The sequence below is a fragment of the Streptomyces sp. NPDC006140 genome, assembly GCF_040628815.1.
In the GTDB taxonomy this organism is placed as follows: domain Bacteria; phylum Actinomycetota; class Actinomycetes; order Streptomycetales; family Streptomycetaceae; genus Streptomyces.
In genome coordinates, this window is sequence record NZ_JBEXTS010000008.1 from 357091 (window position 1) to 370902 (window position 13812).

Annotated in this window: 13 protein-coding genes and 1 pseudogene; 10 read left to right on the plus strand and 4 right to left on the minus strand. The window is 70.3% G+C overall.

Annotated elements, in window-relative coordinates:
* Positions 1–25: 25 nt before the first annotated feature.
* The 4 genes and pseudogenes from ABZ386_RS22775 to ABZ386_RS22790 form a co-directional block, all read right to left on the minus strand.
* Positions 26–645, minus strand: a pseudogene (locus ABZ386_RS22775) (response regulator transcription factor).
* Positions 642–1829: a sensor histidine kinase gene (locus ABZ386_RS22780; RefSeq protein WP_358965672.1), complete on the minus strand. Its 1188-nt coding sequence runs from the start codon at positions 1827–1829 to the stop codon at positions 642–644. Before ABZ386_RS22780 ends, ABZ386_RS22775 begins: the two are co-directional and overlap by 4 nt.
* Positions 1826–2671 carry an ABC transporter permease gene (locus ABZ386_RS22785; protein WP_358965673.1) on the minus strand — a complete coding sequence of 282 codons (846 nt, stop codon included), beginning with the start codon at positions 2669–2671 and terminating at the stop codon, positions 1826–1828. Before ABZ386_RS22785 ends, ABZ386_RS22780 begins: the two co-directional genes overlap by 4 nt.
* Positions 2668–3534, minus strand: a complete 867-nt coding sequence (locus ABZ386_RS22790; RefSeq protein ID WP_355714735.1) for an ABC transporter ATP-binding protein — start codon at positions 3532–3534, stop codon at positions 2668–2670. The genes ABZ386_RS22785 and ABZ386_RS22790 overlap by 4 nt, the downstream gene beginning before the upstream one ends.
* Positions 3535–3676: 142 nt before the next feature.
* On the opposite strand from ABZ386_RS22790, the gene ABZ386_RS22795 reads away from it, so the two are divergent.
* The 10 genes from ABZ386_RS22795 to ABZ386_RS22840 form a co-directional block, all read left to right on the plus strand.
* Positions 3677–4333 carry a vitamin K epoxide reductase family protein gene (locus ABZ386_RS22795; RefSeq protein WP_351349059.1) on the plus strand — a complete coding sequence of 219 codons (657 nt, stop codon included), beginning with the start codon at positions 3677–3679 and terminating at the stop codon, positions 4331–4333.
* Positions 4334–4377: 44 nt separating this feature from the next.
* Positions 4378–5733, plus strand: a complete 1356-nt coding sequence (locus ABZ386_RS22800) for a replication-associated recombination protein A (RefSeq protein WP_114257314.1) — start codon at positions 4378–4380, stop codon at positions 5731–5733.
* 304 nt (positions 5734–6037) lie between these two features.
* Positions 6038–6652: a 30S ribosomal protein S4 gene (rpsD, locus tag ABZ386_RS22805; protein ID WP_351349055.1), complete on the plus strand. Its 615-nt coding sequence runs from the start codon at positions 6038–6040 to the stop codon at positions 6650–6652.
* Between the two features lie 152 nt (positions 6653–6804).
* Positions 6805–7269 (plus strand): DUF948 domain-containing protein, encoded by a 465-nt coding sequence (locus ABZ386_RS22810; RefSeq protein ID WP_078651120.1) that lies wholly within the window; start codon positions 6805–6807, stop codon positions 7267–7269.
* Positions 7270–7278: 9 nt separating this feature from the next.
* Positions 7279–7623, plus strand: coding sequence for a hypothetical protein (locus tag ABZ386_RS22815; RefSeq protein ID WP_355714729.1), 345 nt, complete (start codon positions 7279–7281; stop codon positions 7621–7623).
* On the plus strand, positions 7623–10295 hold the full coding sequence (gene alaS / locus ABZ386_RS22820) for an alanine--tRNA ligase (RefSeq protein ID WP_358965675.1): 2673 nt from the start codon (positions 7623–7625) through the stop codon (positions 10293–10295). Before ABZ386_RS22815 ends, alaS begins: the two co-directional genes overlap by 1 nt.
* Before the next feature lie 15 nt (positions 10296–10310).
* Complete coding sequence (gene ruvX / locus ABZ386_RS22825; protein ID WP_351349045.1) at positions 10311–10775, plus strand: Holliday junction resolvase RuvX; 465 nt, start codon at positions 10311–10313, stop codon at positions 10773–10775.
* A 121-nt stretch (positions 10776–10896) separates the two neighbouring features.
* Positions 10897–12612: an endolytic transglycosylase MltG gene (gene mltG, locus ABZ386_RS22830; protein WP_355714723.1), complete on the plus strand. Its 1716-nt coding sequence runs from the start codon at positions 10897–10899 to the stop codon at positions 12610–12612.
* The gene (locus ABZ386_RS22835) at positions 12593–13432 is read left to right on the plus strand and encodes a shikimate dehydrogenase (protein WP_358965678.1); all 840 of its coding nucleotides are present in this window, start codon (positions 12593–12595) and stop codon (positions 13430–13432) included. The genes mltG and ABZ386_RS22835 overlap by 20 nt, the downstream gene beginning before the upstream one ends.
* A gap of 286 nt (positions 13433–13718) precedes the next feature.
* Positions 13719–13812, plus strand: a 94-nt coding sequence (locus ABZ386_RS22840; protein ID WP_351336173.1) for a chorismate synthase, incomplete at its 3' end; no start/stop codon positions are given.

Sequence of the window (13812 nt, forward strand, 5' to 3'; positions counted from 1 at the left end):
CGCCGGAGTCTCCCGGCGCCCTCCTTCACTGCTCCAGCAGCCCGTACCGCATCGCACTCGTGACGGCCGCCGTCCGGTCGTCCACCCCCAGCTTCCCGAAGATCCGCAGCAGATACGTCTTCACGGTCGACTCGCCGATGAACAGCCGGCGGCCGATCTCCGCGTTGGTGCAGCCCTCGGCGACCAGGCGCAGTACGGCCGCTCGGACAGGCGCGGGCGCTCCGGCTTCGTCCGCAGCCGGTCCACCAGCCGGGCCGCCACGGAGGGAGCCAGCACGGTCTCGCCGCGTGCCGCCGCCCGCACGGCCTCCGCCAGCTCCGCACGCGGCAGGTCCTTCAGCAGGTAGCCCGCCGCCCCGGCCTCCACCGCCCGCAGGATGTCCCGGTCGGTCTCGTACGTCGTCAGCACGACCACCCGGCACGGCAGCCCGGCCGCCGTCATCCGCTGAATCGAGTCCACGCCCCCACCGCCCGGCATGCGCAGGTCCATCAGCACGATGTCGGGCCGCAACTCCGCCGCCAGCGCCTCCGCCCGCGGACCGCTGGACGCGTCGGCGACGACCTCCAGATCGGGCTCCGCACTGAGCATCGCCCGCAGCCCCTCCCGCACGACGGGATGGTCGTCGGCCAGGACGATGCGGATCACGGCGTCTCCCTCCTCAGGACCGGCAGCCGGACGGTCACGGCCGTGCCGTCGCCCGGGGCGCTGCGCACCTCGGCCGTACCGCCCACCTCGACGGCCCGGGCCCGCAGGCCCGCCAGACCGTACCCGCCCCGGACGGCGGCCGGGTCGAAGCCGCAGCCGTCGTCCCGTACGGACACCGTCAGCAGGTCGTCGGCGTACGTCAGCGACACCCCGACCGTCGCCGAACTCCCCGCGTGCCTGCGGGCGTTGGCCAGGGCCTCCTGACAGGCCCGCAGCGCGACCACCTCGGGCCCGGTGGGCAGCGTGCGCACCGGGCCGGACACCGCCAGCGCCGCGTCATGGCGCGCGGCGAGCCGCCGCAGCGCGTCCGGCAGGGACGCCCCGTCCAGGTCGGCGGGCGCGCCCCCGGCGACCAGGGCCCGGGCCTCGGCGAGGTTCTGCCGGGCCGTCTCGTCCATCAGCCGCAGATGGCGCCGCGCCGCGGGCAGATCGTGCTCCAGCTCCGCCTCGACCGCCTGGATCAGCATCACCAGGCTCGTGAACCCCTGCGCCAGCGTGTCGTGGATCTCCCGGGCCAGCCGCTCCCGCTCGGCCAGCGCCCCGTGCGCCTCGGACAGCCGGCCGATCTCGTGCCGGCTCGCGTCCAGCTCCGCGATCAGCTCGGCGCGCCCCTGGCTCTGCTCGATGATCCGGATGGTCCAGATCCCGATCGCCACCGAGAACACCAAGGTGACCAGGCAGAACAGCCCGTTGAAGAGCACGAGCCGGGCATCCGGGCGCCACAGCAGAGCCCAGCCCGCCACCGGCACCAGATTGATCACAGCCACAGCCACCAGCGCCGACCGCAACCGCAGCGTCATGAAGCACTGCGGGATCAGCGCGAAGGTCAGCACCCGCGTCTCACCGACGAGGACCGCCGGCGGCAGGAACAGCCCCAGAGCCGCCGCCAGATAGGCGATCGCCTGCCGCTGGTCGGGCGGATCACCCTGGATCAGCCGGCGCCCGGCCCTCACATACAGCGGAACCAGCGGGACGAGCAGCGCCACCGCGACCGCGCGGACCGGCGCCCCGGGGGACTCCGCGGCGAGCACATAGGCCACCGTGGCCGCCCACACCAGCGCGAAGTAGGTGTCCCACAGCCGGAACGAGCGCTCCCAGTGGTAGGCGCTCGCGGCCTCGTTCATCCGGTGCGCCGGTCCTTCCAGCGGAACGTCAGCAGGCACAGCGCCAATCCTCCGACGCACCACGCCGCGAGCACCAGGGCCACGCGCCCCAGCTCCCAACTCCCCGCCTGCTCCAGCACCTGGGCCGACTCCGGCAGGAACACCCCGCGCAGCCCCTGGCACATCCACTTCAGCGGGAACAGCGCCCCGACGTTCAGCATCCAGTCCGGGATCGTGCCGATGGCGATGTACACCCCGGAGATGAACTGCAGCACCAGGAAAGGCAGGACGACCACGGACGACGCGCTGTTCGCCGACCTCGGCACCGAACTGATCGCGATGCCGAGCAGGGCACACGCCGTGATCCCCAGCACGAAGATCCACCCCAGATCGAACCAGCGCCCCGCGTCCGAGGGCAGGTCCACGTCGAACAGGGTCGTGCCGACGAGGAGCAGGACCGCCGTCTCCAGCAGACCGGTGAACAGAACCAGCCAGATCTTGCCGAGGAAGTACGCCGCCGGCGGCATCGGCGTGCCCCGCAGCCGGCGCAGCACCTTCTCCTCCCGCTCGATCGCGATCGAGACCCCGAGCGCCTGGAAACTCGTCGACATGATCCCGGCCGCCATCATCGCCGGGACGTACAGCTGCGAGGCGGTGATGCCCGCGCCCTCCACGTCGTCCCGGAAGATCGACGCGAACAGGAACAGGAAGACCACCGGGAAGGCGAACGTGAACACCACCTGGTCGCGCTGCCGGAAGAACTGCCTGATCTCCAGGCCGCCCCGCCGCAGCCCCAGCCCCCACGCCCCGGGCAACCGGTCCGCGCCGACCGCCGTCCGGTCCTCTTCGACGGTCGCGGTCATGCCGGGGCCTCCTGTCCGGTCAGCCGGAGGTAGACGTCCTCCAGGGTGGGTCGGCTCACCGTCAGCCCCGGGATCTCGCCGTCGAAGCGGTGGGTGAGCGCGGCGATCGTCCTGGTCGGGGTCTCCGTGCGCTCCGCGCGCGGGGTGCCGTCCGGCTCGGTCCAGGTGACGACGGCCTCGCCGCCGTACCGCTCCCGCAGCGCCCCGGGCTCGCCCTCGGCGACGATCCGGCCCCGCGTCACGATCGCCAGCCGGTGGGCGAGGGCCTCCGCCTCCTCCAGGTAGTGCGTGGTCAGCAGGATGGTCGTGCCGTCGTCGGCCAGGGCGCGGATCAGCGACCAGAACTGCCGCCGGGCCGCCGGGTCGAACCCGGTCGTCGGCTCGTCCAGGAGCAGCAGTTCCGGGCTGCCGATCACGCCGAGCGCCACGTCGAGGCGGCGGCGCTGCCCGCCCGAGAGCTTCTTGATCCGGCTGTCCGCCTTCCCTTCCAGACCCACCAGGCCGATGACCTCGTCCGGGTCGCGCGGCCTCGGGTAGTAGCGGGCGAAGTGCCGCACGGTCTCCCGGACCGTCAACTCCGCGGGAGCCGATTCGTCCTGCCAGACGATTCCGACACGTGAGCGCCACGCGCGCGTGCCGGTCGCCGGGTCCGACCCGAGCACGGACACCTCGCCCGCGTCCCGGTCCCGGTTGCCCTGGAGGATCTCCACCGTGGTGCTCTTGCCCGCGCCGTTGGGTCCGAGCAGGCCGAACACCTCGCCCTGCCGGATGCCGAGATCGACGCCGTCGACGGCGGTCACGTCCCCGTAGCGCTTGCGCAGACCCCGCACCTCGACGGCGAGGTCGTACCCCTGTGCTGTCATACGACGAGCGTCGGCCGGAACGCGCCCCTCAGGGACGACCGGGCGGACATCCTTATGTCCACTGAACGGTGGACACGCCTGCCGGTGCGGCACAATGACCCTGCCCGAAGATGTTCAGGTCTCAAGTGACGGAATCGGCGTGATGAGCAAGACGACAGTCAGGGACGTCTCCACGGAGCCCGAGCCGGAGCGCGCCGAGATCGCGCCCCGCACGGAGGGCGGCAGCCGGGCCTTCGCCCTGCTGCTGGTGATCACCGGCGCGGCCGGGCTGCTCGCCGCGTGGGTCATCACGCTCGACAAGTTCAAGCTCCTCGAGGCCAAGGTCGAGGGCAGGACGTTCACCCCCGGCTGCAGCCTCAACCCCGTGGTCTCCTGCGGCAGCGTCATGGAGAGCAAGCAGGCCGCCGTCTTCGGCTTCCCGAACCCGATGCTCGGCCTCGTCGCCTACGGCATCGTCATCTGCGTCGGCATGAGCCTGCTCGCCCGCGCCCGCTTCCCGCGCTGGTACTGGCTCACCTTCAACGCCGGCTGCCTGTTCGGCGTCGCCTTCTGCGCCTGGCTGATGTTCCAGTCCCTGTACCGGATCAACGCGCTGTGCCTGTGGTGCTGCCTCGCCTGGGTCGCCACGATCGTCATGTTCTGGTACGTGACGTCGTTCAACATCCGCAAGGGCTTCCTGCCCGCCCCGAGCTGGCTCAAGGGCTTCTTCGGCGAGTTCACCTGGGTCATGCCCGTGCTGCACATCGGCATCATCGGCATGCTGATCCTCACGCGCTGGTGGGACTTCTGGACCAGCTGACGGCCGCACCCGGACTGTCAGTGCCGTGATTTAGGGTTTTGGACGTGGAGCCCGACCTGTTCACCGCCGCAGCCGAAGACCGCCAGGAGAAGGAGCCGTCCAGCAGCCCCCTGGCCGTGCGGATGCGCCCGCGCACGCTCGACGAGGTCGTGGGCCAGCAGCACCTGCTGAAGCCGGGCTCGCCCCTGCGCAGACTGGTCGGCGAGGGCGCCTCCGGCCCGGCCGGCCCCTCCTCGGTGATCCTCTGGGGCCCGCCCGGCACCGGCAAGACCACCCTGGCGTACGTCGTCTCCAAGGCCACCGACGCCCGCTTCGTGGAGCTGTCCGCGATCACCGCCGGCGTCAAGGAGGTCCGCGCGGTCATCGACGGCGCCCGCCGCGCCTCCGGTGGCTACGGCAAGGAGACCGTCCTCTTCCTCGACGAGATCCACCGCTTCAGCAAGGCCCAGCAGGACTCCCTGCTTCCCGCCGTCGAGAACCGCTGGGTGACGCTGATCGCGGCGACGACGGAGAACCCCTACTTCTCGGTGATCTCCCCCCTGCTGTCCCGCTCCCTCCTCCTCACCCTCGAACCGCTCACGGACGACGACATCAGGGGCCTGGTCCGCCGCGCCCTCACCGACGAGCGCGGCCTCAAGAGCGCCGTCGCCCTCCCCGAGGAGACCGAGAGCCACCTCCTGCGCATCGCCGGCGGCGACGCCCGCCGCGCCCTCACCGCCCTGGAGGCGGCCGCCGGAGCCGCCCTCGACAAGGGCGAGACGGAGATCGGCCTGACGACCCTGGAGGAGACGGTCGACCGGGCCGCCGTCAAGTACGACCGCGACGGCGACCAGCACTACGACGTGGCCAGCGCCCTGATCAAGTCCATCCGCGGCTCCGACGTCGACGCCGCCCTGCACTACCTGGCCCGCATGATCGAGGCCGGCGAGGACCCCCGCTTCATCGCCCGGCGCCTGATGATCTCCGCGAGCGAGGACATCGGCCTGGCGGACCCGACCGCCCTGCAGACGGCGGTCGCCGCGGCCCAGGCCGTCGCCATGATCGGCTTCCCCGAGGCCGCCCTCACCCTCAGCCACGCCACGATCGCCCTCGCCCTGGCGCCCAAGTCCAACGCCGCGACGACCGCGATCGGCGCCGCCCTGGAGGACGTGCGCAAGGGCCTGGCCGGACCGGTCCCCGCCCACCTGCGCGACAGCCACTACAAGGGCGCGACCAAACTCGGCCACGGCCAGGGCTACGTCTACCCGCACGACCTGCCCGAGGGCATCGCCGCCCAGCAGTACGCCCCGGACGCCCTCAAGGACCGCGAGTACTACGAGCCCACCCGGCACGGCGCGGAGGCCCGCTACGCGGACGCGGTCGAGTGGACCAGGAAGAACCTCGGTCGAAAGCGGTCCTGAGGACCCTGTAAACTCGGTCGGAGTGCCGCGTCCCGTGCAGTCAGAACGGGACAGTCGGCCGGAGCCCCGATCCTCCGGGATCGGCTCCAGGAGCGTCGCGCACCGTCGAACGGTGTCGCGGGCAGCCCACCACCCCTCGTCGTACGGACGGGACCGGTCGGTGGGCCACTCGCGTGCTGCACGTATGTGCCCAGACCAGGGGAGCGGCTGCCCACCGAGGTCCACCAGGACCGAGGCGGGTTTCCCCGGCTGCGGATGCGACCTCCCACAACCCTGACAAGCCGACACTAGGAAACGAGAAACAGTGGCGAACCAGTCCCGCCCCAAGGTCAAGAAGTCGCGTGCCCTCGGCATCGCGCTGACCCCGAAGGCCGTCAAGTACTTCGAGGCCCGCCCCTACCCGCCGGGTGAGCACGGCCGCGGCCGCAAGCAGAACTCGGACTACAAGGTCCGTCTGCTCGAGAAGCAGCGCCTGCGCGCGCAGTACGACGTGTCCGAGCGCCAGCTCGTCCGCGCCTACGAGCGTGCCTCCAAGGTCCAGGGCAAGACCGGTGAGGCCCTGATCATCGAGCTGGAGCGCCGTCTCGACGCCCTGGTCCTGCGTTCGGGCATCGCCCGCACGATCTACCAGGCCCGCCAGATGGTCGTCCACGGCCACATCGCGGTCAACGGCAAGAAGGTCGACAAGCCCTCCTTCCGTGTCCGTCCGGACGACGTCGTGCAGGTCCGCGAGCGCTCCAAGGAGAAGACGCTCTTCACGATCGCCCGTGAGGGTGGCTTCGCCCCCGACGGTGAGATTCCGCGCTACCTCCAGGTGAACCTCAAGGCCCTGGCGTTCCGCCTGGACCGCGAGCCGAACCGCAAGGAGATCCCGGTGATCTGCGACGAGCAGCTCGTCGTCGAGTACTACGCCCGCTGATCCTCGGCAGGCACGCGGTACCCCAGCCCGCCGTCTCCCCGCCCCCTACGGGCGGGCGAGGCGGCGGGCTTTCGCGATTGACCAGCCACCGGCGGGTAATCCGGTACGGAGCGCCACCCCCGGCGCGATAGGCTCGTCGCACGACTTTTTCGATGTTCAGGCACGTTTCAGGGAGCGGGTGCACAGTGTCCGGTGGAGAGGTGGCCGGAATCCTGGTGGCCGTCTTCTGGGCGATCCTGGTCTCCTTCCTCGCCGTCGCGCTGGCGAGGCTGGCCCAGACGCTCAGGGCGACCACCAAGCTCGTGGCGGACGTGACCGACCAGGCCGTCCCGCTGCTGGCCGACGCATCCTCGGCGGTCCGCTCCGCGCAGACCCAGATCGACCGGGTCGACGCGATCGCCTCCGACGTCCAGGAGGTCACGTCGAACGCCTCAGCGCTGTCGACCACCGTCGCCTCCACCTTCGGCGGCCCCCTGGTCAAGGTCGCGGCCTTCGGCTACGGCGTGCGCCGGGCCCTCGGCGGCCGCAAGGAGGACGTGCCCGCCAAGACGCCGAGGCGTACCGTGATCGTGGGCCGCACGGTCTCCCGGCGCAGCTCCCGAGGGAAGAGGGACTGAGAGCCAGCGATGTTCCGCCGCACCTTCTGGTTCACCACGGGCGTCGCCGCCGGTGTGTGGGCCACCACCAAGGTCAACCGCAAGCTGAAGCAGCTGACCCCCGAGAGCCTCGCCAGAACCGCTGGGAACAAGGCGATCGAGGCCGGTCACCGCCTCAAGGACCGCGCGGTGGAATTCGCGCTCGACGTCCGCGACAACATGGCCGTGCGGGAGGCCGAGTTGGGCGACGCCCTCGGGATCAACGACAACCCGGAACTTCCCGCACCCCGGCGGTACGCCGCCATCGAGAACCGCAGCAACCCGAAGTACGTCGACAGGACGACGTACTCGTACAACCGGAATGAGGACCACTGATGGAGTCGGCTGAGATCCGCCGCCGCTGGTTGAGCTTCTTCGAGGAGCGCGGTCACACCGTCGTCCCTTCGGCGTCGCTCATCGCGGACGACCCGACTCTGCTCCTCGTCCCCGCCGGCATGGTGCCCTTCAAGCCCTACTTCCTGGGTGAGGTCAAGCCGCCCTTCGCCCGCGCCACCAGCGTGCAGAAGTGCGTGCGCACGCCGGACATCGAAGAGGTCGGCAAGACCACCCGGCACGGCACGTTCTTCCAGATGTGCGGCAACTTCTCCTTCGGCGACTACTTCAAGGAAGGCGCCATCAAGCTCGCCTGGGAGCTGCTCACCAGCCCCCAGGACAAGGGCGGTTACGGCCTCGACCCCGAGCGCCTGTGGATCACCGTCTACAAGGACGACGACGAGGCCGAGCGCATCTGGCACGAGGTCGTCGGCGTGCCGAAGGAGCGCATCCAGCGCCTCGGCATGAAGGACAACTACTGGTCCATGGGCGTCCCCGGCCCCTGCGGCCCCTGCTCCGAGATCAACTACGACCGCGGCCCCGAGTTCGGCGCCGAGGGCGGCCCCGCCGTCAACGACGAGCGGTACGTGGAGATCTGGAACCTCGTCTTCATGCAGTACGAGCGGGGCGAGGGCACCGGCAAGGACAACTTCGAGATCCTCGGCGACCTGCCCAGCAAGAACATCGACACCGGCCTCGGTCTCGAGCGTCTCGCCATGATTCTGCAGGGCGTGCAGAACATGTACGAGATCGACACCTCGATGGCCGTGATCGACAAGGCCACCGAGCTGACCGGCGTCCGCTACGGCGACGCCCACGCCTCCGACGTCTCCCTGCGCGTGGTCACCGACCACATGCGCACCGCCACCATGCTCATCGGCGACGGCGTCACCCCGGGCAACGAGGGCCGCGGCTACGTGCTGCGCCGCATCATGCGCCGCGCCATCCGCAACATGCGCCTGCTCGGCGCCACCGGCCCGGTCGTCAAGGACCTGATCGACGTCGTCATCGGCATGATGGGCCAGCAGTACCCCGAGCTGATCACCGACCGCGAGCGCATCGAGAAGGTCGCCCTCGCCGAGGAGAACGCCTTCCTCAAGACGCTGAAGGCCGGCACGAACATCCTCGACACGGCCGTCAGCGACACCAAGGCCGCCGGCTCCACCGTCCTGCCCGGCGACAAGGCCTTCCTGCTCCACGACACCTGGGGCTTCCCGATCGACCTCACCCTGGAGATGGCCGCCGAGCAGGGCCTCTCCGTGGACGAGGAGGGCTTCCGCCGCCTGATGAAGGAGCAGCGGGAGCGCGCCAAGGCCGACGCCCAGGCCAAGAAGACCGGCCACGCCGACATGGGCGCCTACCGTGAGATCGCCGACCGCGCCGGTGCCACCGACTTCATCGGCTACACCGACACCGAGGGCGAGTCCACCATCGTCGGCATCCTCGTCGACGGCGTCTCCTCCCCGGCCGCCACCGAGGGCGACGAGGTCGAGATCGTCCTCGACCGCACCCCGTTCTACGCCGAGGGCGGCGGCCAGATCGGCGACACCGGCCGGATCAAGGCCGACTCCGGTGCCGTCATCGAGATCCGCGACTGCCAGAAGCCGGTCCCGGGCGTCTACGTGCACAAGGGCGTCGTCCAGGTCGGCGAGGTCACCGTCGGCGCTAAGGCCCACGCCGCCATCGACGACCGGCGCCGCAAGGCCATCGCCCGCGCCCACTCGGCCACGCACCTCACCCACCAGGCCCTGCGCGACGCCCTCGGCCCGACGGCCGCCCAGGCCGGTTCCGAGAACCAGCCCGGCCGCTTCCGCTTCGACTTCGGTTCCCCGTCCGCCGTTCCCACGGCCGTGATGACCGACGTCGAGCAGAAGATCAACGAGGTGCTCGCCCGCGACCTGGACGTCCAGGCCGAGGTCATGGGCATCGACGAGGCCAAGAAGCAGGGCGCCATCGCCGAGTTCGGCGAGAAGTACGGCGAGCGCGTGCGCGTGGTCACCATCGGCGACTTCTCCAAGGAGCTGTGCGGCGGCACGCACGTGCACAACACCGCCCAGCTGGGTCTGGTGAAGCTGCTCGGTGAGTCCTCCATCGGCTCCGGTGTGCGCCGGATCGAGGCCCTGGTCGGCGTGGACGCCTACAACTTCCTCGCCCGCGAGCACACGGTCGTCGCCCAGCTCCAGGAGCTGATCAAGGGCCGCCCGGAGGAGCTTCCGGAGAAGGTCTCCGCCATGCTCGGCAAGCTGAAGGACGCCGAGAAGGAGATCGAGAAGTTCCGCGCCGAGAAGGTCCTCCAGGCCGCCGCCGGTCTCGCCGAGTCCGCCAAGGACGTCCACGGCGTTGCTGTCGTGACCGGCCAGGTCCCGGACGGCACCACCGCCGACGACCTGCGCAAGCTCGTCCTCGACGTGCGCGGACGCATCCAGGGCGGCCGGGCCGCCGTCGTCGCCCTGTTCACGGTGGCGAACGGCAAGCCGCTGACGGTCATCGCCACCAACGAGGCCGCCCGCGAGCGCGGCCTCAAGGCCGGCGACCTGGTCCGCACGGCCGCCAAGACCCTCGGCGGCGGCGGTGGCGGCAAGCCGGACGTCGCCCAGGGCGGCGGCCAGAACCCCGCCGTCATCGGTGACGCCGTGGACGCCGTGGAACGACTCGTCGCCGAGACGGCCAAGTAAGAGACGGTCGAGAGTATGCGCAGAGGACGTCGACTCGCGATCGACGTCGGGGACGCCCGCATCGGGGTCGCCTCGTGCGACCCCGACGGGATCCTCGCCACCCCGGTGGAGACGGTCCCGGGGCGTGACATCCCCGCAGCTCACCGGCGGTTGAAGCAACTCGTCGAGGAGTACGAGCCGATCGAGGTCGTGGCGGGTCTCCCGCGCTCCCTCAAGGGCGGCGAGGGCCCGGCCGCGGTCAAGGTCCGCGGCTTCGTCCAGGAACTGGCGCGCATGATCGCCCCGGTTCCGGTGAGGCTCGTGGACGAACGCATGACGACGGTGACGGCCACTCAGGGACTGCGCGCCTCGGGCGTGAAGTCCAAGAAGGGGCGGTCCGTCATCGACCAGGCAGCGGCCGTGATCATCCTGCAACAGGCGCTTGAATCCGAACGGGTGTCAGGTAAAGCACCCGGCGAAGACGTCGAAGTGGTCATCTGATCGCGATACGGTAACGTTCCGCGCGATGCGGCGGCATTCGAACAGCCGCCGCACAGCAAGAGGCGGGACGGGAGCCGAGCCGGAAGCCGCGTGACCGCCGCCTCGCGGCTCTAGGGGATCGATGACTGAGTATGGCCGGGGCCAAGGCTCCGAACCGTGGCATCCGGAGGACCCGTTGTACGGGGACGGCGGATGGGGAGGACAGCAGGTCCACCAGGACCAGCAGTCCCCCTACGGCGGCCAGCCGCAGCACTATCCAGAGCAGCCGCAGCAGCCGCAGTACGGCGACTGGGGCACCGGCGAGCAGGCCGGATACGGTCAGGCGCAGCAGCAGTACCAGTACGACCAGCAGTACGCGGCACAGGCCCACGGACATCAGCAGTACCCGGGGCAGCCAGGCCCCGGGCAGCCGCAGGACCAGGGCTACCACCAGCAGCAGTACGGCGACGGCGGCTGGTCCAACGACCCCCACCAGCAGCACGTTTCCTATCCCGGCGACCCCTCGGACCCCTACGGGCAGCAGGCCGGGACGTACGACGCCGGCCACCAGGACTACTACGGCACGCCCGACGCCTACCCGCCCCCCGAGCCGCCCGGCCGCCGGCAGGCCGAGCCGGAGCCGGAGACCGACTGGGACCCCGGCCCCGACCAGGGGGAACACGCGTTCTTCGCGGGCGGCGACGACGATGACGACGGCGACGAGCCAGGCGACCGCCGCGGGCGCGACGACAAGCGCGGACGCGGCGGCAAACCCAAGAAGCGCCGCAACGGCATGGCCTGCCTGCTGGTCGTCGTGGTCCTCGGCGGCGGCCTGGCGGGCGTGAGCTACGTCGGCTACCAGTTCTTCCAGGATCGTTTCGGCGACGCCCCGGACTACGCGGGTGACGGCAACGGGCAGACGGTGACCGTCGAGATCCCCAAGGGCGCGGGCGGTTACACGATCGGTCAGGTGCTGAAGTCCGCCGGGGTCGTCAAGAGCGTCGACGCCTTCGTCTCGGCCCAGGCTGGAAACCCCGAGGGCAAGACCATCCAGGACGGCGTGTACACGCTGCAGAAGCAAATGTCGGCCGAGAGTGCGGTCGAACTGATGCTCAGTCCGAAGAGCCGCGACAACCTGATCATCGCCGAGGGCAAGCGCAACGCCGACATCTACCGCCTCATCGACAAGCGGCTGAAGATCAAGGAAGGCACCACGGCCGAGGTCGCCAAGAAGGACTACAAGAAGCTCGGCCTGCCCGCCTGGGCGCAGAACCACCCGAACGTCAAGGACCCGCTGGAAGGCTTCCTCTATCCCTCCAGTTACGGCGTGAGCGAAGGGCAGAAGCCCGAGGCCGTGCTGAAGCAGATGGTCGCGCGGGCCACCCAGACGTACGAGAAGCTCGGCGTGGAGAAGAAGGCCCAGAGCCTCGGCCTCGAAGGCCCGTGGCAGTTGATCACGGTCGCCAGCCTGGTCCAGGCCGAGGGCAAGACGCACGACGACTTCCGGAAGATGGCCGAGGTGGTCTACAACCGCCTCAAACCCACCAATACCGAGACCAACCAGTTGCTCCAGTTCGACTCGACCTTCAACTACCTGAAGAACGAGAGCAACATCCACATCAGCGAATCCGAGATCAACAGCAACAAGGACCCGTACAACACGTACACCAACAAGGGTCTGCCGCCGGGGCCGATCGGCAACCCGGGGGACGTCGCGTTGGAGGCGGCTCTGAAGCCGACGAAGGAGGGGTGGATCTACTTCGTGGCGACCGACGGCGTGAGCAAGACGGAGTTCGCCAAGACTCATGCGCAGTTCCTGAAGTTGAAGGAAAAGTTCGATGCCAGCTCCGGCAACTGAGGCGCGCCGTGCGGCGGTGCTCGGCAGCCCCATCGCCCATTCCCTCTCCCCGGTGCTGCACCGGGCGGCGTACGCGGAACTCGGGCTGACCGGTTGGTCGTACGACCGTTTCGAGGTCGACGAGGCGGCGCTCCCCGAGTTCATGGACAAGCTCGGGTCCGAATGGGCCGGGTTGTCGCTCACCATGCCGCTGAAGAGGGCCGTCATTCCGTTGCTGGACGAGGTCAGCGAGACGGCGGCCTCCGTGGAGGCGGTCAACACCGTCGTGTTCACCGAGGACGGGCGGCGCGTCGGTGACAACACCGACATCCCCGGCATCGTCGCCGCGCTGCGCGAACGCGGCATCGAACAGGTCGACTCCGCCGCCATCCTCGGCGCGGGTGCCACGGCCTCGTCCGCGTTGGCCGCGCTCGCCAGGGTCTGCACCGGCGAGATCGTCGTCCATGTGCGCAGTGCGGCCCGGGCGGCCGAGATGCGGCAGTGGGGCGAGCGGCTGGGCGTCGACGTGCGTATCGCCGCCTGGTCGGAAGCGGAGCGGGGGCTGAGCGCCCCGCTCGTGATCGCCACGACACCCGCAGGGGCCACGGACGCGCTGGCCTCCGCCGTCCCCGAGCGGCCGGCCACGCTCTTCGACGTGCTCTACGACCCCTGGCCGACCGCATTGGCCGCGCGCTGGTCGGCGTACGGCGGCGCGGTGGTCAGCGGGCTGGACCTTCTGGTTCACCAAGCCGTTCTCCAGGTGGAACAGATGACAGGCGTGTCACCGGCTCCGCTGACGGCGATGCGCACTGCCGGGGAGCATGCCCTCGCGGCCCGGTGAACACAGACCACGTATTTCCGATCAGGAACCGGAAGTGGAAATTCCAGGTTGATCACGTCGGCATGGCGGGAGTGATGGGACTCGCCGCACTCCGTCAGGGTGCCGCGCACACGGGTCGCGGTCCGGCCCGGCTCTCCCTGTCCGTCACGCGGACCGATTCCGGTCCGCGTGCTGCGACGTGGGAGGATCGGAAGTGGCGGACCGGGGCCGCGCACCCGGTCAGGTCGTCGCCGTACGCGAGGACGCGCGTACGCAGCAGTACGGGCGCGAGCACTGAGGAGCACCGTTGAGCAGGTTGCGCTGGCTGACCGCGGGGGAGTCCCACGGTCCCGCACTCGTCGCGACGCTGGAGGGTCTGCCCGCCGGCGTGCCGATCACCA

Excerpts from the sequence above, each read along its gene's own strand:
- ABZ386_RS22785 (WP_358965673.1), bottom strand. The coding sequence starts at position 2,671 with ATGACCGCGACCGTCGAAGAGGACCGGACGGCGGTCGGCGCGGACCGG.
- mltG (WP_355714723.1), top strand. The coding sequence starts at position 10,897 with ATGACTGAGTATGGCCGGGGCCAAGGCTCCGAACCGTGGCATCCGGAG.
- ABZ386_RS22795 (WP_351349059.1), top strand. The coding sequence starts at position 3,677 with ATGAGCAAGACGACAGTCAGGGACGTCTCCACGGAGCCCGAGCCGGAG.
- ABZ386_RS22780 (WP_358965672.1), bottom strand. The coding sequence starts at position 1,829 with ATGAACGAGGCCGCGAGCGCCTACCACTGGGAGCGCTCGTTCCGGCTG.
- alaS (WP_358965675.1), top strand. The coding sequence starts at position 7,623 with ATGGAGTCGGCTGAGATCCGCCGCCGCTGGTTGAGCTTCTTCGAGGAG.
- ABZ386_RS22790 (WP_355714735.1), bottom strand. The coding sequence starts at position 3,534 with ATGACAGCACAGGGGTACGACCTCGCCGTCGAGGTGCGGGGTCTGCGC.
- ABZ386_RS22810 (WP_078651120.1), top strand. The coding sequence starts at position 6,805 with ATGTTCAGGCACGTTTCAGGGAGCGGGTGCACAGTGTCCGGTGGAGAG.
- ABZ386_RS22835 (WP_358965678.1), top strand. The coding sequence starts at position 12,593 with ATGCCAGCTCCGGCAACTGAGGCGCGCCGTGCGGCGGTGCTCGGCAGC.
- ruvX (WP_351349045.1), top strand. The coding sequence starts at position 10,311 with ATGCGCAGAGGACGTCGACTCGCGATCGACGTCGGGGACGCCCGCATC.
- ABZ386_RS22815 (WP_355714729.1), top strand. The coding sequence starts at position 7,279 with ATGTTCCGCCGCACCTTCTGGTTCACCACGGGCGTCGCCGCCGGTGTG.